Genomic DNA, 23,506 nt, shown 5'->3' on the forward strand with positions numbered 1-23,506 from the left:
TGATCATGAATGCCAATACTCGACATCGACAACCAGCACGATCCGAACAAGATCCTCCCGATCGACTACGAATGGGCGCGAGAGTACTACCGTGCAGGCGTCGCCAACAACTGGACGCCCGAAGAGATTCCGATGGGTGACGACGTGCGGCAGTGGAATGGCGACGAATTGAGCGACGAGGAGCGACAGTTGGTCGAATGGAATCTCGGATTCTTCTCGACCGCAGAATCGTTGACCGCGAACAACATCGTGCTCGCCCTCTACGAGTACGTGACCGCACCGGAGTGTCGCCAGTACCTGCTCCGGCAGGCGTACGAGGAGGCGATACACACGGACACGTTCATCTACTGCTGTGACTCGCTCGGCTTCGACCCCGATCATCTGTACGGGATGTACGACCGCATCCCGTCCATCGCCGAAAAGGACGAGTTCGTCGTCGATCTGACGCAGGCGATCGACCGCGACGATTTCAGCATCGATACGACCGAGGACGTTCGAGCACTGGTTCGCGACCTCGTCGGATTCTACGTCATCATGGAGGGAATCTTCTTCTACGCAGGATTCGCCATGATGCTCGGCCTGAAACGACAGGGAAAGATGGTTGGAGTCGGAGAGCAGTTCGAGTACATCATGCGCGACGAGTCGCTCCACCTCGCGTTTGGCATCGACCTCATTGGGGAGATTCGCCGCGAAAATCCCGACGTCTGGACGGACGAGTTCGAGGCGGAGATCGACCAACTCGTGAAGCGAGCCGTCGAACTGGAGAAGATCTACGCCCGCGAAGCCTGTCCCGAGGGAATCGTCGGGATGAGTGCCGACCAGTTCGCTGAGTACGTCGAGTACGTCGCCGACCGCAGGCTGAGTCAACTCGGGATGGACGAGCGATACGGGACGAAGAACCCGTTCTCGTGGATGTCGGAGGCAACCGATTTGAACCGGGAGAAGAACTTCTTCGAGACGAACGTCGCTGAATACCAGAACGCTGGGTCGCTCGACTGGTCTTAGTGGATCGCTCCGAGCGACTCTCTGCGCTCATGACGGCGACGAAGCGCGTCGTTCCGGAGCGTCGTCTGTTCGTCGGTCGGACAGGCGACGTCAGGAACCTGCGTCGGACGTTCGTCTTGGTCCAGCGCAACCATCGTGAAAAACGACGTCGCGGTGTCCTGAATCTCACCTTCGCTCGGCCGTTCCGCGCGAACGTTGACCAAGACGTCCATGCTCGTCTGTCCTGTTTCGAAGACGTATCCCTCGATGATCACGATGTCGCCGAGGTCGATCGCGCCGAGGAAATCGACGTGATCCATCGACGCGGTGACGACCTGTCGCCGGGCGAACCGGCGTGCAGCGATGGCCGCACAGATGTCCATCCAGTGGAGTATCGAGCCACCGAGTGCCCGACCGAGGTTGTTCGCATCGTTCGGCATCAGGATTTCACTCATGACGGTGTGCGAATTCGATAGCGTCGCGGTTTCTCGCATCGGTCGTCGCTACACGGCACATGCAGTTAAAACATCTGTACTTGTTCTAATGAAAGTTCATTTGTTGGATGGCCGTTCGACTTATCATCGAGAACACCGATTATGTGGGACAGCAATGCGAACGAACAGGGCACTCGTGGCGGGCATCCCGCTCGGTATCTGGTTGTTGATCGCACCGTTTTCCGTCTACGAGGCGATGTTCGCACCGAACTTCTGGAACGACGTGCTCGTCGGCGTCACGGTGTTATTCCTTGCCCTCTACGGAGTCGTCGCTTCGCTCCGAAATCAGCCAGTGAGCATCGCGGCAGGTGGTCTCCTCGGCCTCCTCGGTCTCTGGCAGACGACGCGCCCGTTCGTCGTCGCAACCGCCGGGCCGCTCCCGCTCTGGGGAGACGTGATAGTCGGTATTTTACTGGCGGCGCTCGGCGGACGCACCGTTCGAGAGGCGCGTTCTGCTCGGGTGCCGGAGCGAGCATCGACCAGTCAGCGATAGGTTACCGCTTCGAGGTGTTCTCCATCGCCGCCGAGTACCACAGTGGACGCGAGATCGTCGTCACTCCGGCGTTCGTAACCTCGAACGTCTCCATTCGATGAACGGTCTCGCCGTCGATGGTTACGGTCACTTCGAATCGATACCGGTGAACCATTCCCCACGTATCGATCACAGCCACGAGTGATACGTTTTCGACTGAATCGAAGCCGCCGCTGTTCGTGAGGGAAACCGGATAAACGAGGTCGTTTGCGACGACTCTGTACGTCGGCGTGTCGGTGTCGTTCGTTTCGATCCGATCGACGTGGGTGACGTTCATCGCGGTGAAAAGGACGTACAGGCGGTCGTGATTCGTGGTCGCTTCTGCACCCCCGATCAATAATTCGTCCGGATTCCGGCTACGCCAGTAGTAGGTTCGATGGTCTATCGTTCTTGCCATCAGCGATAGTCTTCCGTTCGACCACGCTGCAAATTCGTAGTGATCGCGTTTCGGTGCCAGCGACCCGTTTCTGGTGGAACGGATGAAGTAGTGACTGTGATTCGACCCGATTCGGGTAGTGGATTCGAGTCGTCCCCGAACGGTACCGTCGTTAGCTCGCTCGACGACCCGACGCCGGATCGTGAACGACTCTTCGAGAAATATCCGAATATGCGCATTCGTCAGTTCACTTCGGTCGGTGAACCCCTCTGCCGACAATCCGGGCGTGAGTTCGCCCGAGAGGGTCGTCGTTTCGGGATTCGGGGGCGGGTCATCGCTGTCGAAGAGTGAACTGCAACCAGCAGTAACGACGCAGAGGGCCAGCACGACCGCGAGGAGGGCAGGACGCATCACCACGAATTGTTTTCGTTTTGATTTAAAAACCCACGTATCGAGGCGTCCATGGTTTGCGATCCGGAGAGATGCCGAGATCAGCCTTCGCAGATAAAACGTTTTGGAGCTTCGACCAAATATATCGAAGGTTTTCGACCCAGATACCCGAAGAACGCTAAGGACAAGGTGCATGAATAGGGAGACCGTAGGTAGTCGCAAGGAGACATCTATGACGGAAAAAACGCAACTCGAAATTCGCGGGATGAGTTGCGCGAACTGCTCAGGGACGGTCAGTGAGGCATTGAGTGCTCTCGACGGCGTACAGGAGGCGAACGTCAATTTCGCCACCGACGAGGGAACCGTCGAGTACGACCCTCGGAAAGTCTCACTGGCGGATATCTACGCGGCCATCGAGGACGCGGGATACGAGCCGGTTCGCGCGCGAACGACCATCGGAATCTCGGATATGTCCTGCGCGAACTGCGCGGACGCCAGCGAAGAGGCACTCGAACGGGTTCCGGGAATCGTGAATGCAGAGGTGAATTTCGCAACCGACGAGGCGAGTATCGAGTACAACCCCGCAGCAGTGGGCATCGGGGATATGTACGACGCCATCGAGAAGGCGGGATACACCCCGGTTCGTGAGGACGGAGCGGAAGCTGGAGAGAAAGAAGAAGACGCACGGCAGGTGGCCCGAGACGCAGAGATCCAAAGGCAGTTCCGACTGACGCTTTTCGGGGCAGTGCTCGCACTCCCGTTGGTCGTTTTCATGTTCGAACATCTCTTCTTCCCCGAGGTACTGGACGAGACGCTGTTCGGCATCGACATCGGTCTCGTCCAATTCCTGCTGGCGACACCCGTCCAGATCGTGCTGGGCAAGGAGTTCTACGAGAACTCCTACACGGCGCTCGTGAAGAACAAGACGGCGAATATGGACGTGCTCATCGCGCTCGGTTCGACCACGGCGTACCTCTACAGCGTCGCCGTCCTGCTCGGCCTCATCCCCGGCGGGATGTACTTCGACAGCGCGGTACTCATCCTCGTGTTCATCACGATGGGCAACTGGCTGGAAGCCCGGTCGAAAGGCAGAGCCAGTGACGCACTCCGCGAACTGCTGGAACTGGAAGCCGACACCGCGACGCTGGTGGAAAGAGAGGCGTCGGAGACGCCTCACGAAGACGGTGGAACCGTCGCAAACGGAGACGAGCGTGAGGTCGCCCTCGAAGACGTCGAGGAAGGCGACCTCCTCCGTGTCCGACCCGGCGAAAAGATTCCGACCGACGGCGTCGTCGTCGACGGCGAGAGCGCGGTTGACGAGTCGATGGTCACCGGAGAATCGGTTCCGGTCGAGAAGCGCGAGGACGACGAAGTCATCGGCGCGACCATCAACGAGAACGGAGTGCTCACGATTCGTGCGACGAAAGTCGGCGAAGAGACCGCCCTCCAGCAGATCGTCCAGATGGTCAAGGAAGCACAGGCCCGCCAGCCCGAGATCCAGAACCTCGCCGACCGTATCAGCGCCTACTTCGTCCCGGCGGTCATCGCCAACGCGCTGTTCTGGGGCGTCATCTGGTATCTCTTCCCCCAAACGCTCGCCGGATTCGTCGACGCCCTCCCGCTGTGGGGACCGGTCGCCGGTGGCCCCGAAGTCGCTGGCGGAAGCGTCACGCAATTCGAGTTCGCCATCGTCGTCTTCGCGAGCGCGGTGCTCATCGCCTGCCCCTGTGCGCTGGGACTCGCAACGCCGACCGCGACGATGGTCGGCACGGCCATCGGCGCTCGTACCGGCGTCCTGTTCAAAGGCGGAGACGTGCTGGAGCGTGTGAAGAACGTGGACACCGTAGTCTTCGACAAGACGGGAACCCTGACGAAAGGCGAGATGCGCCTGACCGGCGTCGTTGCCATCGAACCGACGGCGGACGGTGGTACCGAAGTGATCGAAGGCGACGCGACACCCGTCACCGAGGAGTTCGTCCTCGGCGCAGCGGCCAGTGCGGAACACGGGAGCGAACACCCACTCGCGAAGGCGATCGTCGAGGGTGCCAAAGAGCGCGGCATCGACGTCGAAAAACCGGCCTCGTTCGAGAACATCCCTGGACACGGAATCCGTGCCGAGACGAGTCACGGAACGGTCGTCGTCGGCAATCGGAAGCTACTGCGTGACGAGGAGATCGACCCCTCGCCCGCGGACGACGTGATGGAGCGACTCGAACGCGACGGAAAGACGGCGATGCTGGTCGCGGTGGATGGCCGGTTGGTGGGAGTGGTCGCCGACGCTGACGAAGTGAAAGCCAGTGCCAAAGAAGCCGTCGCCGACCTCCGAGCGCGTGGGCTGGACGTACTCATGCTCACTGGAGACAACGAACGGACGGCCCGTGCTGTCGCTCAGCAGGTCGGTATCGACCGCGACAGCGTCCGCGCCGAAGTGCTGCCCGACGAGAAGGCGGATGTGGTCGAAGACGTACAGTCGGGCGACGAGAAAGCGATGATGGTCGGAGACGGCGTGAACGATGCCCCTGCGCTCGCCGCGGCCTACGTCGGAACCGCCATCGGAAGCGGAACAGACGTGGCGATAGAAGCAGCCGACGTGACGCTCATGCGGGACGACCCGCGCGACGTCGTGAAAGCAATCCGTATCTCGGAGGGGACGCTCTCGAAGATCAAACAGAACCTCTTCTGGGCGCTCGGCTACAACACGGCGATGATTCCATTGGCGTCCCTCGGTCTCCTGCAACCCGCGCTCGCGGCAGGGGCGATGGCGTTCTCCAGCGTGAGTGTGCTGACGAACAGCCTCCTGTTCCGACAGTACGTTCCGGATCACGATTACCGGTTGCTCGGGTTCCTTCGCTGAACAGCGGAAACGGTGGGGTATCGGTCGACGCCATCTTTCACTTTTCGGTGACTCTCAGCGTTCGAGAACGACGATTGTAGTCGAACGTATTATATATCCTCCCACGAAACGTGCGCCCGAATGGTGCGGGACTTGGTAGATGATACTCCCGAGTTGCAGGACGTCCTCGACGCCCTCGACGACCCCGCTTGCCGACGAATCATCATGGAATTGAACGATCCGATGACAGCACGCGAACTTGCCGACGTGACCGACATCCCGCTTTCGACACTCTACCGGAAACTCGACGTATTGAGCGATGCCTCACTCGTTACAGAGTTGACCGAGATCAGAGAAGACGGCCACCACACGTCCCGATATCGGCTCGCGGTCGAATCGGTGAACATCTCACTGACCGACGACCGTGAATTCGATGTGAGCATACAACGACCACCGCAGACGACCGACGAACGTCTCGAACGACTGTGGGCAGAGGTGCGAAAGGAAACATGAACGTCACACCACTCGTCATCGCCTTGAAGACGCTCACGCTCGCACTCGGCGGCGTAATCACCTACTTCGCGTTCAAAGCGTACCGTAGAACAGGCTCGCCAGCACTCCGTTCGCTGACGATCGGCTTCGGCATCGTCACGCTCGGTGCGTTTCTGGCTGGAGTCGCAGATCAGGCGTTCCGAGTCGACCGTGAGTTCGTGCTCGTCATCGAGAGCGCACTCACTGCTATCGGTTTCGCGGCGATCGCCTACTCTCTGTACGCAGAATAGTTTTATCACGCTTCAGAGAGATACGAAACTGATGGACTCGTCGCGTGGGAGCGACCGGGGACGGACAGTAGAAACGCTGGACGAGACTGTCCGCCACGCACTCGAACTCGTGACGAACGATCTCCTCGATGAGGGATCCGAGCGGGCGTTCGAAGCCGCCACAGTCGGTGTTTTTCGTACCGTCGTCTCCGAGTTCGCGACAGCGCGAGATCGAGACGAGCCACCGTTCGCCGCCGGGGTCGAATTCGAAGCCGAACGAGCGTTGCTGGACGGACTTTCTTCGGGCGTGTTTCACCGCGTCGAGCGTGCCGTGGCCGAAATCGACTACGACGCCCTCGCGGTGCGACATCTCGGAAGGGTCTACGAGCGTCTCCTCGACAGCGAACCGGTAGTGACCGAGGATGGGATGCGGCTCACCGGAGCGAGGTCGCGCAGGTCGACGGTCGGCGCGTACTACACACCGAAGCGCGTGGTCGAGTACACCGTCTCTCGCGCGCTCGCAGGGACGCGGGTGGGTGCAAGTGCTCGGGCAGACGCACGGGCGGTGGGGCCAGATGCACAGACGGGAGCAAACACGCGAGTGCTCGACCCCGCGATGGGATGCGGTCGCTTTCTAACCAGCGCCATCGACCAACTGGCGGCGTTGCGCGACGAACCCGAACGACAGGCCCGCCGGAAGGTAGCCGAGAACGGCATCTTCGGCGTCGACGTCGATCCGGTCGCGGTCGAACTCGCCCGGTCGGCAGTGTGGCTCGAAACCGGCGTCTGGCCGGACGACAACCTCCAGGTGGGCGATACACTGGCAGACGACGGAGCGGCGATCCTCGACGGCCGACAGTACGACGCAGTGATCGGAAATCCGCCGTACGTTCGAAGCCGACACATCCCAGCGGAGACGAAAACCGACCTCAAAGAGCGATACGATACCGCGATGGGTGCGTTCGACCTCTACGTCCCGTTCGTCGAGCGGATGATCGAACTCGGCGACCGGGTGGCGTGTGTCGTTCCGAACAAGTGGACGACGGCACGGTACGGTCGGACGCTCCGGAACCGACTGCTCGACCGACACCGACTGGTGGAACTGCTCGACGTCTCCGCGGTGTCGGTGTTCGAAGATGCCAGCGTGTATCCGCTCGTTCTCACCGTCGAGACCGGTGCTGGACCGGCCGAGTCGATCCGCGTCCAACAGGCCGGTTCACTGACGGATCTGAACAGCGCGACGGAGACCACGCTCTTACGGTCGTTCGTGGACAGCCTCGGTGACCGGGTGATTCCCGTCGGTATCGACCCGGATTTCGTCCCTATCGCAGAACGATTACGGCAGGAGCACGACGGGCTCGACGACCACGCCACCCTGACCGAAGGCATCCACACCGGCAACGTCCGGGAGAAACTCGTGGTGGATGACGACTGCCCGGAGTGCGAGAAACTCGTCGGCGGCGGTGATATCTCGCGCTACGGGCTGGAATGGGGTGGCGAGTGGGTGCGATTCGATCCGTCACTCATCGGCGACGACGAGTACGGAGGTCTCCGTGGCCGGGAGGTCTTCGAGTGCGAGAAACTGCTCCTTCGAGATATCAGTGCTCGACCGGTGGCGGCGTACGACGACGAGGGGTTCTACGCTCTCAACACGCTCTACAGCGTTCGACCGCGAGCGGACTCCGACCGTTCGCTCCGCTATCTGCTCGCGGTTATCAATTCGACTGCGACGGCCTGCTGGTTCCAGCAGGTGTACGGCGGCACACACGTCAGCGGAGGGTATCTCCGGTTGAAGCCGATGTTCGCCGGGCAGTTGCCCGTCCCTACCGGAGAAGACGAACGAGACGCACTGGCCGTGCTCGCAGACCGGATGGGCGACCTCAAACGAGAACGAGACGCCATCGAGATTCCGCTTCCATCAGCAGATGGCCCGAAACTCGGAGATCTCGTCCGACCGCTCGGAAACTCGATACTTACCGAGACGACGAAAACGCGGGACGCTCTCCGACTCGGGACGGTATCGGTCGAGGAGCGTGGGCAAGAACTCGTCTTCTCGGCGACGGCGCGATATCGTCCCGATGAAGGCGATACGGACGATGATGGTGAAAACGGTGATGAACAGATCGAAGATACCGATTCGTGGGGATTCGTCGAGACCGAGCCGATTCCAGTGCTGGCGTTCGACGCTGACGCCTCGTTGAACGCCAGCGAGATGTTCGACACCGACGAAGGAGTCGAGGGTCGAGAAGATCGGTTCGACCTGCTCAGGTGGTACGTTCCGCGAGCAACTTCTGATGGGGAGTTCCCCGAGCGAGCGACGAAGACCATCTCGCTTCGTGACAGACTCGAATCCCTTCGCGTGCCCGCGCCTGCCGATGCCACGGTGTTTCTCGAACGCTGTCGTCGGGCCGAGCGACTGGACGAGAAGCTGGCTCGCACGGACGCGGCCATCGACCGACTCGTCTACCGGGCGTATGGCCTTTCGGTGGACGAGATCGAAATCGTGGAACGACTGGTCGAGTGACGAATCTCCGGAATAGGCGAAATCTACGTGGCGACTACTGGTGTTCGAACGGAGATACATCTCTGGTGAGTAAACGAAATCATAGACCGAACTGCAGTGTCTGCCCACGCTAGCGGCTGGTCACGCCAACGGAAGAGCCGCGCTCTTCCGTGGCCGAGGAAATCTTCGATCTCCCCTGCTCTTACTCGGTCGCTCTCTTTGAGACGCTTTGCGTCTGCTCCGTCGCTCCCTCGTTCGCCCGTTGCCACCAGACCGCTGGCCGGGCGTCTGTATCCGCCCGGCCAAGCCCGATCCGGTCAGCCGTTTTCCGTAGTCGTTCGGATAGCGACCTGTAGCGGCAGGACGATCAACCACCAGATATCGCACAAGCAGATAAACAGTACATTTCAGTACAATTCAGTATATTTCAGTGCAGTTGCTGACGGGACGAGTCGGGAAACTATTTTGTACTTATTAATACGTAAATAATATAATATATCGATCGATTATCGTTTATCGTCGTAACGTATAGATGTGGTTTCTCGAGTGCATCTACAAACCTTTTTCCGGCAGTCTGCCGTAATTTCGGTCGATGTTGCAGACCGGGGTGGCGGGTGTGACGACGGATATGTGGGTAGTGTTCGCTATCGTCGTCCTCGCTCTCGTGCTCTTTGCGACCGAGTTGTTGCCTGTGGACGTGACGGCGATACTGGTGATGGTCACGCTGATGGTGCTCGAACCGTGGACCGGGATCGACACGGTGGAGGGGATCTCCGGGTTCTCGAACGAGGCGACCATCACCGTTCTGGCGATGCTTATCCTGAGTTCGGGCGTCAGCCAGACCGGTATCGTCCAACTGCTCGGGAGCAAGTTGGCGAGATTCGCGGGCACCGACCTCCGAAAGCAGTTGTTCGCCACCATCGGCGTCGCCGGGCCCGCCTCCGGTTTCGTGAACAACACCCCCGTCGTGGCGATCCTCGTGCCCGTCATCACCGACCTCGCACACGAAGGGAAGACCTCTCCCTCGAAACTTCTCATCCCGCTCTCCTACGCCTCGATGCTCGGTGGGATGCTCACGCTCATCGGAACCTCGACCAACATCCTCGCCAGCAACGTGACCGGACGACTTGCCGACGAACATCCGTCGCTCCACTCCTTCTCGATGTTCGAGTTCACCGGCCTCGGACTCGTCGTCCTCGTCACCGGAAGTCTCTACCTGCTGTTCGTCGGCCATCGTCTGCTTCCCGAGCGCGTGCCGCCGGAAGAAGACTACATCGAGGAGTACGAGTTGGAAGACTATCTGACTGAGGTGCGCGTCGACGACGGCTCACCGTTCGTCGGCAAGACCGTAGAAGAGGCTATCGACGGGGCGATCTTCGACGCCGACATCCTCCAACTCGTCCGTGACGACGAGACGCTCATCGAACCCCCGATGCAGATGACGATCCAGTCTGACGACATACTCAAACTTCGAACCGACCGCCTGACACTTTGGTCGCTCGTGACGCTGGACGACCTCACGATGGTCGGAACACCGACGACGGAAGCCGAGATGCAACCCGCAGAAGAACAGACGCTCGTCGAAGTGGTCATCCCCTCCGGTTCCAGGCTCGTCGGCGAGACGCTGGAGAGTTCGACGTTCAGAGAACGCTTCAACGCGACCGTCCTGGCGTTCCGAAGTCGAGGTGAGATCATCCACGAACGGCTCGACCGCGTGCGGATTCGAACCGGCGACACTCTGCTCGTGCAGGCGTCTGCGGACGGCATCGACCGTCTCGCTTCTAACCGGGACTTCATCGTCGCGCACGAGGTCGCCGACCCGGACTACCGAACCGACAAGATCCCGGCGGCGCTCGCCATCATCGCTGGTGTCGTCGGACTCGCTGCTGCCGGACTCTTTCCCATCCTCGTGACCGCACTCGGCGGCGTGGTCGCCATGGTCACAACCGGCGTGCTCCGACCCACGGAACTGTACGACTCCGTGGAGTGGAACGTCATCTTCCTCCTCGCTGGCGTCATCCCGCTCGGTATCGCCCTCGAACAATCCGGAGGGGCGGAACTTCTTGGTGGACTCGTCGCCGCAACCGCTGGATTCCTTCCCGTCATCGCCGTCCTCTGGGTGTTCTACATCGCAACGGGTCTCGTCACCGAGGTCATCAGCAACAACGCCAGCGTCGTCCTCATGATTCCGGTCGCTATCGAGGCTGCGATTCGCATCGGTGCGAACCCGTTCGCGTTCGTCCTCGCTGTGACGTTCGCCGCCTCGACCTCGTTTCTCGGGCCGGTCGGCTACCAGACCAATCTGTTCGTCTACGGGCCGGGCGGGTACAAATTCACGGATTACTTCCGGGTCGGTGCGCCGCTCCAGTTGCTCCTGTCCATCGTGACGGTAGCTGGAATCGCCTCCCTCTGGGGCCTTTGAAACCTATACTCGCCGGAATCCACTGACCACGTCGAGCCACGAGACGAAGATGAAGGTACCGATGAGCGCGGTCGTCGTCTTACCGAACAGGGTCGCCATCCGCTCGGTGATATGCTCGCGCTTGGAGATATCGAGTGCGTAGACGCCGTTTTCGGTTTTGACGAACGAGTGTGTCTCCAACTGTGTGGGAGGCTTCTCGGGGAGTTCGTACGAACCGCTTAAACTTCGCGCGGCCAAACGCGATGCGCGCCTCGCGCGAGAGGTCGCTGTACTCGACCGACTCGGAGCGCACGCCTGGTTCGTTCTCGTTCACCTGTTCGACGGAGAGCGTGTACGTCGTGTCGCTTTGCTGTGGCTGGAGGAGCGCGTAGCCGGTGAGCACGACGCCAGCAACGAGCATGAGTGTCGCGAGCACCTGGATGAGTATTCCGTCGAACCGCATTCGGTGTTCGTCTTCGTGCAGTGTGGCGACTTAAAGTGTTTCCATCGAACTGCCGTCGAAAGAAACGAGCGGGGAAAGATGTATCGAAGTTATCGGTGAGATGGCAGGACGTCCTCTACCGGGTAGAGATCCTCCCGGATGCCTGCCCCCTCACAGTCGTCGTTCGGGCATCGATACCGCCAGCCGTCGTCGGTTGCAGTGTCAGCGTCGAAACGCTCTCCACACTCTCGGCAGAAGAGTCGGTCGATGTCAGACGCATGCTCCCGACTTGCAAGTTCAGGCTGCATACAATATCTATCGCAGTCATCCATCAAAGAACCTCCGCTTTTGCTGGTGACACGCACGACACTGGGTTACCCTGAAGTTAGCGAGTAATTTAGTGGCTTGCGTCCGTCGAACCGTCCATGCAAGAACGAACTCTCACGAACCTCTGTGAACTCCCACCGAGTGCGAAGCTCGTGTTCAAGGTTCTGGAGTACAACGGCTCGCACACGCAGAAAGAACTCGTCCAACAGTCGCGGCTCTCCGCACGAACCGTCAGGAGCGCACTCGATAATCTCACCGAGATCGGGGCCGTCAAAGAGGAAGTCTACATCCCCGACGCTCGCCAGCGACTTTACAAACTCGACGAGACGCGCAACTGGGAGCAAGTGAGCTGTCTCGAAGAGACCCCGGTCTGATACGCGTTCGATCGATTCGACCCGCATCTCGTTCTACACCCGTCGTCCGACCGAAGACCACCAGTCGGGTCTGTCACCAGTCAGTAAGTACAAGCCCGTGCCGAGGAGGGTAAGGGGGACGACGACTATGAGAATCCAGCCCACCGTTCCCGCGTCGGTAGTCGCCGCACCCGCGATGAGAAAGAAGGTGATACCCTGTGTGGTCAGTAGGAGAAGGCCGATAATCGCGATCCTGGTCGTGCTGAGGCCGAAGCGGTAACTCATATCGGAATCGGAAATGTTAGTCTTCAAATAATTTTGGTTCGCGCTCGCCGTTCGACGGCCATCACTACGAAAATTCGACGACTTCGATACCCGACGTTTCGAACTCGCTCATCGCGTCGAGCCTTTCCGGAACCTCCGCCAGCGACACCGTCTTCGTCACGAGTTGTCCGGGCGAGAGCACGTCTCGTTCCATCATTCGAAGGAGTTCGTTGTATCGAGAGGGCGGCATTCCCCGCGACCCGTAGAAGGTTATCTCGCGCATCGTCATCGCGTCCGTCGGAATCGAGATCTCCCCTTTTTCCTCCTCCGTCGTCAACCCGAGTTGGACGTGTTGCCCCCGGCGACGGAGGCAGTCGATGGAGTTCCGACAGGTTTCTGCGATACCGAGCGCGTCGATGGAGACGTGTGCCCCATCGATTCGGTCGTGAATCGCCGACGGGACGTCCTCCTCACGGCCATTGACGACCTCCACCGCGCCGAGTTCCATCGCTTGATCGAGTTTCGCATCATCCAGATCGACCGCGACGACGTTCGCACCGAGCGCGTCCGCGACGTGAACCGCCGAGAGGCCGACACCGCCACAGCCGTGCACCGCCACCCAGTCGCCGGGCGTCAGGTCGATTCGATGCACGAGGGCGTGATACGCGGTGACGAACCGACACCCCAGTCCGGCCATCTCGACCGGGGAGACACCTTCAGGAAGTTGCACCGCGTTGTAGTCGGCGTAAGGGACGTGTACCTGCTCGGCGAACGCACCGGGGGCGGCCTCCTCGAAGCCGAGAGCGATTCCGTTCTTGCAGACGTTCCCGTGCCCGTTCTGGCAGTACTCACAGGTGCCCCTACCGAGATTGAACGGAACCGCGATCTGGTCGCCCTCGCGGATTCCCTCGACCTGCTCGCCGACCGCTACGACGCGCCCGGCGGGTTCGTGACCGAGAATCTGCCCGATCGGTACCTGGTCGTCGGCCCACTCGCCGTGACCCTGCCAGGCGTGCCAGTCGCTCCGGCAGATTCCACAGGCCTCGGTTTCGATGACGACGCCGTGGTCGTCGGGGTCGGGGTTCGGCACCTCCTCGATGGAAAGCGGTTCACCGTAGGCGGTCAGGACTGCGGCTTGCATACTGGTGAAAGGGGTGTGTATGGCTTAAAACGGCGGGGAGCGGCAAGCCTCGATTTGCCGAGTTTACGTTCCTGCGTCGCAGTTCGTCGTCTTCCAGATGGACACTCTCGAAGTGGGTTCGCCGAAATATCCGACGTGAATCTGGAAGCCGATACACTCCGTTTCGTACTCTCTGAAATCGAGTTTGCGTCGCTGGTCTTCCGGTTGGTCGTCTCGCCACGCATAGAGAACGTCGGCACCTGACTCTGCCGGATATCCATCGAACGTCCCCTCAGAAGGGTCGTCCGAACGACCGGCCTTCAGTCGAAGCGACTTCCGGTATACGGTTTCGCCATCTCTGCGAAGAAGTACGTGGACGGTGTGCGGTTCGTCGTCGAAATTCATGGTTCTAGACTCCACGATTCGTGGAGGGTCGGGTTCCGACCATGAAGTGAGATAGAACATCCTGCCATGCCGGAAGCAAGTGTCGTGCCACCGAACCGGAGAACCGTACGACGGGAGAGCGAGGACATGTGGCGCATCGTTATCATCACGACCCGATGACAAATACTTTCTCCGGAAATGGTAGCATCCACGAGCGAGTTATTTCGGCCGACAGCGGCGCGAAACGGGTGATTTCGGCACAACTGTTTTTGTAGCTCGAAGTGAAGGATATCTAGTACGGGGGACGGGAATATGCCAAACAAACCACACCAGAACCTAGCGATCATCGGCCACGTAGACCACGGGAAATCCACCCTTGTCGGAAGACTGCTCTTCGAGACGGGGAGCGTACCCGAGCACGTCATCGAACAGCACAAGAAGGAAGCCGAGGAGAAGGGCAAAGGCGGCTTCGAGTTCGCCTACGTGATGGACAACCTCGCCGAAGAGCGCGAGCGCGGCGTCACCATCGACATCGCCCATCAGGAGTTCGACACCGACGAGTACTACTTCACGATCGTCGATACGCCGGGCCACCGCGACTTCGTGAAGAATATGATCACGGGTGCCTCGCAGGCAGACAACGCGGTGCTCGTCGTCGGTGCGGACGACGGCGTCCAGCCACAGACCCAGGAACACGTCTTCCTCGCACGCACGCTCGGCATCAACGAACTCATCGTCGCCGTGAACAAGATGGACGCAGTCGATTACGACGAAGACCGCTATCGTGAGGTTGTCGCCGAGGTGAAAGACCTGCTGAATCAGGTGCGATTCGACACCGAGGACGCCGAGTTCATCCCGATCTCGGCGCTGGAAGGCGACAACGTCGTCGAACACAGCGACAACATGTCGTGGTACGACGGACGGGTCGTCCTCGAAGCACTGAACAACCTTCCGCTACCGGAACCGCCGACCGACGCACCGCTCCGCCTGCCGATCCAGGACGTCTACACCATCTCGGGCATCGGTACGGTGCCGGTCGGGCGCGTCGAAACGGGTGTGCTGAACACGGGCGATTCCGTCTCGTTCCAGCCGAGCGACGTGAGCGGCGAGGTCAAGACCATCGAGATGCACCACGAAGAGGTGCCACAGGCCGAACCGGGCGACAACGTCGGGTTCAACGTCCGTGGCGTCGGCAAAAACGACATCCGACGTGGTGACGTTGCAGGCCCGGCAGAGGACCCGCCGACCGTCGCGAAGACGTTCAAAGCCCAGATCGTCGTGATGCAACATCCCTCGGTCATCACGTCGGGTTACACGCCGGTCTTCCACGCACACACAGCGCAGGTCGCCTGCACCATCGAGAACATCGACCAAAAGATCGACCCAGCGAGCGGGGAGGTCGAAGAGGAGAATCCCGACTTCATCCAGAGTGGTGACGCCGCCGTCGTGACCGTCAGACCGCAGAAACCACTCTCCATCGAACCGTCGTCGGAGATTCCCGAGTTGGGAAGTTTCGCGGTTCGCGATATGGGACAGACCATCGCAGCGGGGCGGGTGCTCGAAGTGAACGAGAAGTAGGTCAGCTCACCCCTTCGTTGCTACTTACGCCGAACTCGCATTCGAACTGGCGTCGAACCTCACGGAGTGTCTCGCAGTCTTCGGCGGGCTCTTCGTTCTCGAACAGCAAGAGTGCGGAGACGACCGTTCGTGCCTCCGGTCGATGGGGAATTTCGTTCTTACTCGGGCGTAGATACCCCTCGCCCCAACTCCAACCCGATCGGTGGAACACCCTTACTGTCTCGGCCTGCGACACGCCCGAGATACAGTGCGGAGTTGATGAGGCCGATGTGACTGAACGCCTGCGGGTAGTTGCCGACCTGAACCCCTTCCTCGTAGTCGATCTCCTCGGCGAGGAGTCCCAGCGGACTCACGTAGTCAAGGACGTTCAAGTAGATCTCCCGGGCCTCCTCGATGCGCCCGGAGAGCGCCAGCGCATCGACCAGCCAAAACGAACAGAGGACGAACGCGCCTTCCTCGCCGGGGAGTCCGTCGTCGCCGTCGTAGCGACGAACCAGACCATCGTCTGTCGCTAACTGGTCTTTAATCGCGTCGATGGTGTTCTGGACGCGCTCGTCGTCGAAGGGAAGAAACCCGACGAGCGGGATGAGAAGGGCAGTCGCGTCGAGCGTTTTCGTATCACCGAACGCTTGTACGAACGCTTCGCGTTCCTCGCTGTATCCCTCTTCGAGGATGGTCCTCGCGATCTCGTCGCGCACTGCACGCCAGCGATCGAACGGCGCATCGAAGTCGCGTTCTTCGGCGATGGCGATGGCGCGGTCGAGAGCGACCCAGCACATCAACTTCGAGAAGACGAAGTGACGAGACTCACCTCGCACTTCCCAGATACCCTCGTCTTTCTTCGTCCAGACGTCACAGACGTAGTCGACGACTGCTCGGAGTTCGTCCCAGTCGCCCCCGCTCAGATAGTCACCGTCGGTCGTTTCGTAGACCGCGAGAACGAGCTCGCCGTAGATGTCCAGTTGTCGCTGGTCTTTGGCTCCGTTGCCGATTCGGACGGGCGACGAGTTTCGATAACCCGAGAGGTGGTCGAGTTCCGTCTCGTCGAGGTCGACATCGCCGTGGAGACCGTACAATGGTTGGATCTGCTCGGGGTCGGTGATACGACAGAGGTCGAGGAACCAGTCGTAGTACGCTTCGGCCTCGTCCGTGTGGTGGAGGTTGGAGAGGGCCTGGATGGTGAACGCGGCATCCCGAATCCAGTTGTATCGGTAATCCCAGTTGCGAATCCCGCCGACATCCTCCGGAAGCGACGTGGTTGGTGCTGCTGCGATCGCACCGGTATCGTGGTGGGTCAGCAGTTTGAGCACCAATCCGGATCGGACGACGATGTCGTGCCACGGGCCACCGAAGACACACTCCGATTCGTTGCAGGTATGTGCCCATCCTCGCCAGAACGAGAGGGTGTCACCGAGCAATCGAACTCCTACATCGGCATCTATCGGTTCGGTATCATCGTAACAGAGGACGAACCACTCGGTGTCGCCGTCTTCTAGCGTCTCGGTACTGGTCGCAGTCGCGTCAGCCACGTCGAACTCGCGGTCGGTCGTGAGAAACACGGTCGCATCGTCACCCCGAGCGAGGATTCCGCCCGCTCGCGTCTCCACCGTGGTCGGCGTTCGTGCGTAGTCGAATCGCGGTGCGAAAGCGACGTCGACATCGACCGTTCCACGCTCGCAGATCACTCGTCGGTAGAGCGCCCGTTTTCGGGACTGACCGTCCTCTTCTTCGATGACCGGCATGAAATCCGTCACGACCACGTCACCCAGCGCGGTCTGAAACTCGGTTCGAAGGACGTTCGTTCGGTCGATGTATCGCTGCGTCGATTCGTACGAGGCGTCCGGCCTGATGCTAAAATGGCCGCCTGCTTCGTCGAGGAGCCGTGTGAACACGCTCGGCGATTCGAGATGTGGAAACGGACACCAGTCTACCGAACCCTCGGCACTGACGAGCACGCAGGTTTCGAGATTGCCGACGAGACCGTACGCTTCGAGTGGGACGTAGTCAGTCATGGAACCCCCTGTGGTCGACTAGGAGACGAGTCTACATCAACTTCGAGGAACCCCGGAGTACCCTCGTAACCCTGTCGTTACTCGATAACCTGAAACTCAGATGAAAGTTAAGACCGTGATGCTCGTCCATGATAGCGTATGGCACGAGGTCACGACCATAACCACGGAACCGAATTCGAGTGCGACTGTGGAGAGACGTTCGAGACGGAAGAAGAACTCAAAGACCACGACCGAGAGGAACACGGCGCGGGAAGCTAGAAACAGCTAACGACAGGAGACAGAGAAAGAACGCTATCGGAAGAGACGACGCTGAATCGCGTCGAACCGCGTCGCCTTTAACGCTCACGCTACTATCGAGTTCCGTGCAGAACGTTACGGATAGAACGAGCAATCCATTCGGAATGTCCCCGCCCTGTGAGTACGAATGTGTTCCCGATGGACACTGTGCGGTGTTCGGCTATGGCGATGCGAACGCCGACTTTCACGTCGTCGGCGACCATCCGGGAATCCACGGTGGCACCGCGACGGGCGTCCCCTTCACCGGAAGTGAGGTCGGCGAGAAACTCCAACCGGTGCTGAACGACGTGGGATTGCTGGGAGACGCGTACAGCGACGAACCGTCGGTTGCGAACCTGTTTACGAGCTACCTCCACATGTGCTGTCTGCCCGATGGTCGGGAACCGTCTCCCTCGGAGTACAGCGACATGGAACGATTCTTCGACGCGGAACTCCGGGCGATCGCGGCCCACGTTTTGCTCCCCGTTGGCGAGCGCGCGACCGAACACGTCTTCTGGGAGTTCACCGCGAAGGCAGGGAAGTTAGACATCGACATGGAATCGCTCCACGCTCAGGAGATCAAGGGACGTGGCTTCCTCGTCGTTCCCATCCGTGACCCCCGCGAGTGGGGGCCGAGAGATGATGACCGACTGCGCACACGTCTGAACGCGCTTCTCAGCTCTGACTACCAGCAGACGGTCGATCTGGGTCGGTTCATGCCGGACGCAGATCCCTACGAGGTTCGGTAATCACCGAGACGACCGTCACGACGATTCCGACGACGATCTCTACACCGAGCAGTACGATCGGTAGTGCGACGAGCGAGAGGAGGAGTCCGAGCGCGATACCCACGACGAGTGCAGCGCGCTTCAGACGTGAGTCCGGGCGCGGGATGTCCATAGAGTAGTGAACGATTCGAGGAAAGAAAACTCCAGCGAGCGTTTCTGTGGTATGTGCAGGTTACCGGACTCTGGAACTGTGTCGGCCAGTCTCGAAATCAGGAGCCGATCACTCCGGAAACGGCCCCGTCCACTCGTGTAGACAGTCGCCGCTACAGAAGTGGAGTGTCACTCGTTCGGTTTCGTCGGAGAGAGAAGCGTGCTCGACGACCACTGTTGGGTGGTGGTCGACGAGGTCGACAAGTTTATTGCAGTTTGCACAGTGTCGAAATTCCTCGTCGGGATGTGCAGTGCCGGACATAGGGAGACGAACGAACTGAAGGTGGGTAAACTTGATGGGATAGATTACCATCTATTCCTAAACTTATTAGTAAAATTTCCATATTTTTCTAATATCAGTGAACTCGAGAGACAGGTACCCAAATATTGTGAGTTGATTTCCCGTCTATTCTGGAAGCTCGCGCGTGTCGGTCGGGTCGGTGACCTCACCATTGACCCTGATGGTGTGCTCGACCACTGTCCGAACGTCCTGTGAAAGGACGGAGAACGCCATCGCTCGAATGTAGATCTCGTAGTCTGCGTGCGTGTCGCTCGCGTCCTCGGCGATGATATCGGCGACCACTTCGATCTCGGGGTCACGCTCCGAGAGTTCACAGACGCGAAGCGACACCTCACGATTCCAGAGATCGACCACACACTCCCCGACCGACCGATACAGGGCGGAACGCATACCCATCCCGGCAGTCATTCGGTCGTGCACGTCGTTCGCAAGGCGTCGAACGACGTGCCTATACTCTCCCCTATCGAAACTCGCCATCGTCTGAGAAAGCTTCGCTTTCGAGATATTAAAAGCCCAGTGACGAACGCGACGAGGAACCAAGATAGATAACGAGAACGAAACTACCATCTTGCGGCCAAAAAATAAATTAAAGGTTTATCATTGACGTAGACCCGACACCTTTTTAAAATCTCCAAAAAGTATTGAAGTACATGGCACGCGAGCAACGAAACGACCGATTACCGGGACGGGAAAGACACCCGGAACGAACCACCGACGATAATCTCGGCTTGAACCCGCCAGAACGGAGAGAAAGCAGAACTTACTGGACGGCTGTACGATGAGTGCCGGTACAGAATCGATGGCAGCAGACGAGTACGAAACTCCCACTGAAGAGCGTCCGGAACCCCTCTCGCGCGATAAGATATTCCACATCCTCCAGACGCAACGCCGTCGGTACGCACTTCGATACCTGAAAGGAACCAATGGCACCGTCGAGATGCGCGATGTCGCCGAACAGGTGGCCGCGTGGGAGAACAACACGACGGTTCAGGCACTCTCGTCGAACGAACGCCAGCGCGTCTACATCGCACTCTATCAGTCCCACCTCCCGAAACTCGACGGCGAAGGAATCATCGAGTACAACAAGAGTCGGGGAATCGTCAAGCGAGGCCCGCTGGCCGACCAGTTCGACCCCTACCTCGACCTCTCACCGACCGATGCAACCGAGTCAGAACCCGATGGTGACGTCGAAGACGAGAACCCGTGGCTCAGCTACTACCGCCGTCTTACTGCTGCCGGCGTGATGACCGTGATTGCGGCAGGGCTCGGTATCCCCCCGATATCTCTGATTCCAGACCTCGTATTTGGTGTCGTTCTCGTCGCGGCGTTTGCGGCGCTTTCGCTCGCTCAGATCCTTACGAACGACACATAGTCGGTCTCTATTTTCGGTACTAGCAGGCGAGCAGTCGTCTGGGAGGATGTCGATTCGATAAATTCGGACGACAGTTCGAGCCGAAAGCGATGGTCGCGTCGGGACTGTTCGACACGATGGCCGCTTCAGTAGAAGCGATACGCAGGTCAATAACGTCTGAAGCGTTAGCTCGTCAGTACTGTTCGACGTGTCTCTCCAGTAGTTCGAGATTTCGGCTGTTGGCCTTCCACGCCGCGTCGAATACCGACCCGAGGATAGGAATCACCCCACCGAGAGTGTCGACGAGAATGTTCATCACCATCCGTGCGAGGACGTGACGTGGAACGTCCATCAGGTAGGCTTCGAGGACGACGTACAGCGAGATGACCGCGGCGGCGGCGTCGCCACCGACCGGAAGGAGACCGAGGATGGGATCGAGTCCGATACGGTAGTTCGTGCTGGGGATACGGAACGCTTCGTCCAGCAGGTTGCTCACCGCCCTGACTCGCTTCATTGACCGACGTTTGCTCAGGGGTAACTCGTCAGGGAAGTCAGAGTACTCTACCATAGAATATCACAGTCGGTCTGTGTAGTTATGCCCTCCGGCCTAGTGTGAGAACGTCTCCCAGTCTCTCTACTCACATTATTCCATCTCTCCGATCAATCTCCCCATTGCACTTTTCTATTCCTCCTCACCTCGGTCATTTTACTCCCGTCCCTGAGCACCGGCCAGTTCGTTTACGGACGTCACGACCGGATGGACATCCATGCGCGAGGTCGAGATCACGTCGATCCACCAGATGACACCGCGAGTGAAACAGTTCCAGCTGGTCGACGACGACCCCTTCGATTTCGAACCCGGCCAGCACACGCAACTCCACTTCGAGCGAGATAGCGAAGAGGGCGATGAAAGTAGCGGAAATGGTGAGAGCGACGAAGTTGTTCGTCCCTACACTGCAACGTCGCTTCCGGGGACGAACAGCCTCACGTTGGCCATCAAGCGGTACGACGATGGAACCGCCTCGGTGTATATGCACGGCCGAGAACCCGGCGACACGATTCGGGTCGAAGACCTCGATGGAAATCTCCATCTCAGAGATCTCGATTCGGACGTCGCGTTCGTCTCGACTGGAACCGGAATCACACCGATGATGGCGATGTTGAAACAGTACCTGCGGGAGGGCAACGGGCACGCGACCTTCCTCTACGGCGAGAAGACACAGGAGGATATCATCTACCGGGAGACCCTCGACCAGTTCGAATCCCAACACGAGAATCTGACCGTCGCCTACTCGCTCTCCGAAGCGGAGTGGCCCGGGAAGACCGGTCACGTTCAAACGCACATCGAGGAGGTAGTGCCAGAGCCGGAGACGACCGACTTCTACGTCTGTGGGGTTCCCGAAATGGTCGTGGAAACGAAAGACGAACTCGCGGAGATCGGGGTTTCAGACGAGTCCGTATACAGCGAAGGGTGGGAAGACGACGAAGTATCCGGCGACTGACCGTCTCTTTCAGCGCCCTGTTCGATCGACTTCTTCGAACTCCCAGTAGGGGTTCCACGCGACTTCCCAGAGATGGCCGTCCGGGTCTGCGAAGTAGCCGGAGTATCCGCCCCAGTCTACGTCCTGTGCTGGTTTGACGAGGTCTGCGCCCGCGTCGACTGCCTCGTCGAGAACGGCGTCTACTCGCTCTTTCGATTCGACGTTGTGAGCGAGTGTGACTCCTTCGAACCCACTTCCAACAGGGGAGACTGTCGCGTCTTCGGCGAGTAGTTCGCGCGGATAGAGCGCGAGCCACGCTCCCGCCAACGTGAAGAAAGCGATGGGTGAATCCTCCTCTCGGTCCTGAATCGGCAGTCCGAGACCGTCTCGGTAGAATCGGATCGATTCGTCGAGATCTGAAACGCCAAGCGTGATGATGCTGATTCGAGGTTCCATATGGTAGTTTCGTCGATTGGCGAGATAAACGCGCTAGTGGAGAATTCTCACACACTTTGGAGAATCTCGGTCGTGATTTCGGAGTGGGTGCCGGGCCGAAAGGGTAAATCCCTCTCGGCAGACAGTGTGGGCCATGACTGACCCGATTCGAGTAACGGTCTGGAACGAGTTCCGTCACGAACGAGAACGAGCGGCGGCACGCGATTGCTATCCGGACGGAATTCACGCGGTGCTTGCGGATGCGTTCGAATCGCGGGGATTCGACGTCCAGACAGCGACACTGGACGAGCCCAAACACGGACTTACTGAAGACGTTCTTGCACGAACGGACGTCTTGACCTGGTGGGGGCACGCCGCACACGAAGCGGTCGCTGACGAGATAGTCGAACGAGTTCACCAGCACGTTCTCGACGGGATGGGTCTCATCGTCCTCCACTCCGGCCATTTCTCGAAGATATTCAAACGGCTAATGGGAACGAGCTGTGACCTGAAGTGGCGAAACGAGGGCGAGCAAGAACGCCTGTGGGTGGTCGAGCCGAGCCATCCGATCGCCACCGGAGTCGACGAACAGATCATCGTCCCAAAAGCGGAGATGTACGGCGAGCGGTTCGACGTTCCCGCACCCGACGAACTCGTCTTCGCGAGCTGGTTCGAAGGAGGTGAAGTGTTCCGGAGCGGTTGCTGTTATCGTCGCGGTTCGGGGCGAATATTCTACTTCCGTCCGGGTCACGAGACGTATCCCATCTACCGGCAGCCGGAGATTCAGCAGGTGTTGGGGAACGCTATCGAGTGGGCCGCCTCCGACGATGGCTCGCAGCCAGCGTTCGGCGAAGTACCCGTCGCTCCCGAAAACCGGGGTCGTCAATGACTACTATGTGATATGAAGGAGTAATAATGGAGAAACAGGACAAAGTTATTTATTGGTCACAATCAAGACCTGTATGGTAGG

Annotated in this window: 26 protein-coding genes; 13 read left to right on the forward strand and 13 right to left on the reverse strand. The window is 59.4% G+C overall.

All coding sequences use genetic code 11. The features are described from left to right. Window positions 1-9 precede the first annotated feature (9 nt). The gene (locus ACR3FE_RS13270; protein ID WP_458207630.1) at window positions 10-1,005 is read left to right on the forward strand and encodes a ribonucleotide-diphosphate reductase subunit beta; all 996 of its coding nucleotides are present in this window, start codon (window positions 10-12) and stop codon (window positions 1,003-1,005) included. Here ACR3FE_RS13270 and ACR3FE_RS13275 read toward each other — a convergent pair. Continuing rightward, window positions 1,002-1,478 (reverse strand): acyl-CoA thioesterase, encoded by a 477-nt coding sequence (locus ACR3FE_RS13275; RefSeq protein WP_458207631.1) that lies wholly within the window; start codon window positions 1,476-1,478, stop codon window positions 1,002-1,004. The genes ACR3FE_RS13270 and ACR3FE_RS13275 overlap by 4 nt on opposite strands. Window positions 1,479-1,593: 115 nt before the next feature. Here ACR3FE_RS13275 and ACR3FE_RS13280 point away from each other — a divergent pair, with 115 nt between their 5' ends. Then, the gene (locus ACR3FE_RS13280; RefSeq protein WP_458207632.1) at window positions 1,594-1,971 is read left to right on the forward strand and encodes an SPW repeat domain-containing protein; all 378 of its coding nucleotides are present in this window, start codon (window positions 1,594-1,596) and stop codon (window positions 1,969-1,971) included. A gap of 1 nt (window position 1,972) precedes the next feature. Here ACR3FE_RS13280 and ACR3FE_RS13285 read toward each other — a convergent pair whose 3' ends face one another. Next, window positions 1,973-2,797, reverse strand: a complete 825-nt coding sequence (locus ACR3FE_RS13285) for a DUF7537 family lipoprotein (RefSeq protein WP_458207633.1) — start codon at window positions 2,795-2,797, stop codon at window positions 1,973-1,975. A gap of 211 nt (window positions 2,798-3,008) precedes the next feature. Here ACR3FE_RS13285 and ACR3FE_RS13290 point away from each other — a divergent pair, with 211 nt between their 5' ends. The 5 genes from ACR3FE_RS13290 (at window position 3,009) to ACR3FE_RS13310 (ending at window position 11,295) form a co-directional block, all read left to right on the forward strand. Further along, the gene (locus ACR3FE_RS13290; RefSeq protein WP_458207634.1) at window positions 3,009-5,630 is read left to right on the forward strand and encodes a heavy metal translocating P-type ATPase; all 2,622 of its coding nucleotides are present in this window, start codon (window positions 3,009-3,011) and stop codon (window positions 5,628-5,630) included. Window positions 5,631-5,750: 120 nt separating this feature from the next. Continuing rightward, a complete protein-coding gene (locus ACR3FE_RS13295) occupies window positions 5,751-6,122 on the forward strand; it encodes an ArsR/SmtB family transcription factor (RefSeq protein ID WP_458207635.1) in 372 nt (123 codons plus the stop codon). Next, window positions 6,119-6,391: a DUF7521 family protein gene (locus ACR3FE_RS13300; protein ID WP_458207636.1), complete on the forward strand. Its 273-nt coding sequence runs from the start codon at window positions 6,119-6,121 to the stop codon at window positions 6,389-6,391. The genes ACR3FE_RS13295 and ACR3FE_RS13300 overlap by 4 nt, the downstream gene beginning before the upstream one ends. 31 nt (window positions 6,392-6,422) lie before the next feature. Beyond that, complete coding sequence (locus ACR3FE_RS13305; protein WP_458207637.1) at window positions 6,423-8,894, forward strand: Eco57I restriction-modification methylase domain-containing protein; 2,472 nt, start codon at window positions 6,423-6,425, stop codon at window positions 8,892-8,894. Window positions 8,895-9,465: 571 nt separating this feature from the next. Beyond that, window positions 9,466-11,295: an SLC13 family permease gene (locus ACR3FE_RS13310; RefSeq protein WP_458207638.1), complete on the forward strand. Its 1,830-nt coding sequence runs from the start codon at window positions 9,466-9,468 to the stop codon at window positions 11,293-11,295. Between the two features lie 79 nt (window positions 11,296-11,374). Here the strand turns inward: ACR3FE_RS13310 and ACR3FE_RS13315 are convergent, their stop codons facing one another. Both ACR3FE_RS13315 and ACR3FE_RS13320 read right to left on the reverse strand, forming a co-directional pair. Continuing rightward, window positions 11,375-11,737, reverse strand: a complete 363-nt coding sequence (locus ACR3FE_RS13315) for a hypothetical protein (RefSeq protein ID WP_458207639.1) — start codon at window positions 11,735-11,737, stop codon at window positions 11,375-11,377. Window positions 11,738-11,826: 89 nt separating this feature from the next. After that, window positions 11,827-12,024, reverse strand: coding sequence for an HVO_2901 family zinc finger protein (locus ACR3FE_RS13320; RefSeq protein WP_458207640.1), 198 nt, complete (start codon window positions 12,022-12,024; stop codon window positions 11,827-11,829). Window positions 12,025-12,141: 117 nt separating this feature from the next. Here ACR3FE_RS13320 and ACR3FE_RS13325 point away from each other — a divergent pair, with 117 nt between their 5' ends. Continuing rightward, window positions 12,142-12,417, forward strand: a complete 276-nt coding sequence (locus ACR3FE_RS13325; RefSeq protein WP_458207641.1) for a MarR family transcriptional regulator — start codon at window positions 12,142-12,144, stop codon at window positions 12,415-12,417. A 33-nt stretch (window positions 12,418-12,450) separates the two neighbouring features. Here ACR3FE_RS13325 and ACR3FE_RS13330 read toward each other — a convergent pair whose 3' ends face one another. The 3 genes from ACR3FE_RS13330 to ACR3FE_RS13340 form a co-directional block, all read right to left on the reverse strand. Next, a complete protein-coding gene (locus ACR3FE_RS13330) occupies window positions 12,451-12,681 on the reverse strand; it encodes a hypothetical protein (protein ID WP_458207642.1) in 231 nt (76 codons plus the stop codon). Window positions 12,682-12,745: 64 nt separating this feature from the next. Further along, window positions 12,746-13,801, reverse strand: coding sequence for a zinc-dependent alcohol dehydrogenase family protein (locus ACR3FE_RS13335; protein WP_458207643.1), 1,056 nt, complete (start codon window positions 13,799-13,801; stop codon window positions 12,746-12,748). A 63-nt stretch (window positions 13,802-13,864) separates the two neighbouring features. Continuing rightward, window positions 13,865-14,185 carry a hypothetical protein gene (locus ACR3FE_RS13340; protein WP_458207644.1) on the reverse strand — a complete coding sequence of 107 codons (321 nt, stop codon included), beginning with the start codon at window positions 14,183-14,185 and terminating at the stop codon, window positions 13,865-13,867. Window positions 14,186-14,476: 291 nt separating this feature from the next. Here ACR3FE_RS13340 and tuf point away from each other — a divergent pair, with 291 nt between their 5' ends. Further along, window positions 14,477-15,742 carry a translation elongation factor EF-1 subunit alpha gene (gene tuf / locus ACR3FE_RS13345; RefSeq protein ID WP_458207645.1) on the forward strand — a complete coding sequence of 422 codons (1,266 nt, stop codon included), beginning with the start codon at window positions 14,477-14,479 and terminating at the stop codon, window positions 15,740-15,742. Between the two features lie 158 nt (window positions 15,743-15,900). Here tuf and ACR3FE_RS13350 read toward each other — a convergent pair whose 3' ends face one another. After that, the gene (locus ACR3FE_RS13350) at window positions 15,901-17,754 is read right to left on the reverse strand and encodes a glycoside hydrolase family 15 protein (protein WP_458207646.1); all 1,854 of its coding nucleotides are present in this window, start codon (window positions 17,752-17,754) and stop codon (window positions 15,901-15,903) included. A gap of 362 nt (window positions 17,755-18,116) precedes the next feature. Between ACR3FE_RS13350 and ACR3FE_RS13355 the strand changes: the two genes are divergently transcribed. Then, the gene (locus ACR3FE_RS13355; RefSeq protein ID WP_458207647.1) at window positions 18,117-18,779 is read left to right on the forward strand and encodes a uracil-DNA glycosylase family protein; all 663 of its coding nucleotides are present in this window, start codon (window positions 18,117-18,119) and stop codon (window positions 18,777-18,779) included. On the opposite strand, the gene ACR3FE_RS13360 is transcribed toward ACR3FE_RS13355, so the two are convergent. The 3 genes from ACR3FE_RS13360 to ACR3FE_RS13370 all read right to left on the reverse strand — a co-directional run bounded on the left by ACR3FE_RS13360 (window position 18,745) and on the right by ACR3FE_RS13370 (window position 19,689). Beyond that, complete coding sequence (locus ACR3FE_RS13360; RefSeq protein WP_458207648.1) at window positions 18,745-18,930, reverse strand: hypothetical protein; 186 nt, start codon at window positions 18,928-18,930, stop codon at window positions 18,745-18,747. The two genes, ACR3FE_RS13355 and ACR3FE_RS13360, sit on opposite strands and share 35 nt — an antisense overlap. A gap of 108 nt (window positions 18,931-19,038) precedes the next feature. Next, window positions 19,039-19,230, reverse strand: a complete 192-nt coding sequence (locus ACR3FE_RS13365; RefSeq protein ID WP_458207649.1) for a DUF7576 family protein — start codon at window positions 19,228-19,230, stop codon at window positions 19,039-19,041. A gap of 144 nt (window positions 19,231-19,374) precedes the next feature. After that, window positions 19,375-19,689: a hypothetical protein gene (locus ACR3FE_RS13370; RefSeq protein WP_458207650.1), complete on the reverse strand. Its 315-nt coding sequence runs from the start codon at window positions 19,687-19,689 to the stop codon at window positions 19,375-19,377. 358 nt (window positions 19,690-20,047) lie between these two features. Between ACR3FE_RS13370 and ACR3FE_RS13375 the strand changes: the two genes are divergently transcribed. Continuing rightward, complete coding sequence (locus ACR3FE_RS13375; RefSeq protein WP_458207651.1) at window positions 20,048-20,641, forward strand: DUF7344 domain-containing protein; 594 nt, start codon at window positions 20,048-20,050, stop codon at window positions 20,639-20,641. Between the two features lie 172 nt (window positions 20,642-20,813). Here ACR3FE_RS13375 and ACR3FE_RS13380 read toward each other — a convergent pair whose 3' ends face one another. Beyond that, window positions 20,814-21,188: a DUF4112 domain-containing protein gene (locus ACR3FE_RS13380; RefSeq protein ID WP_458207652.1), complete on the reverse strand. Its 375-nt coding sequence runs from the start codon at window positions 21,186-21,188 to the stop codon at window positions 20,814-20,816. Between the two features lie 199 nt (window positions 21,189-21,387). Between ACR3FE_RS13380 and ACR3FE_RS13385 the strand changes: the two genes are divergently transcribed. Further along, the gene (locus tag ACR3FE_RS13385; RefSeq protein ID WP_458207653.1) at window positions 21,388-22,122 is read left to right on the forward strand and encodes a ferredoxin--NADP reductase; all 735 of its coding nucleotides are present in this window, start codon (window positions 21,388-21,390) and stop codon (window positions 22,120-22,122) included. 9 nt (window positions 22,123-22,131) lie between these two features. On the opposite strand, the gene ACR3FE_RS13390 is transcribed toward ACR3FE_RS13385, so the two are convergent. Then, window positions 22,132-22,557 carry a VOC family protein gene (locus tag ACR3FE_RS13390; RefSeq protein WP_458207654.1) on the reverse strand — a complete coding sequence of 142 codons (426 nt, stop codon included), beginning with the start codon at window positions 22,555-22,557 and terminating at the stop codon, window positions 22,132-22,134. 133 nt (window positions 22,558-22,690) lie between these two features. On the opposite strand from ACR3FE_RS13390, the gene ACR3FE_RS13395 reads away from it, so the two are divergent. Continuing rightward, complete coding sequence (locus ACR3FE_RS13395; RefSeq protein WP_458207655.1) at window positions 22,691-23,425, forward strand: ThuA domain-containing protein; 735 nt, start codon at window positions 22,691-22,693, stop codon at window positions 23,423-23,425. Window positions 23,426-23,506 lie beyond the last annotated feature (81 nt).

The organism is Haladaptatus rarus (genome assembly GCF_054177585.1).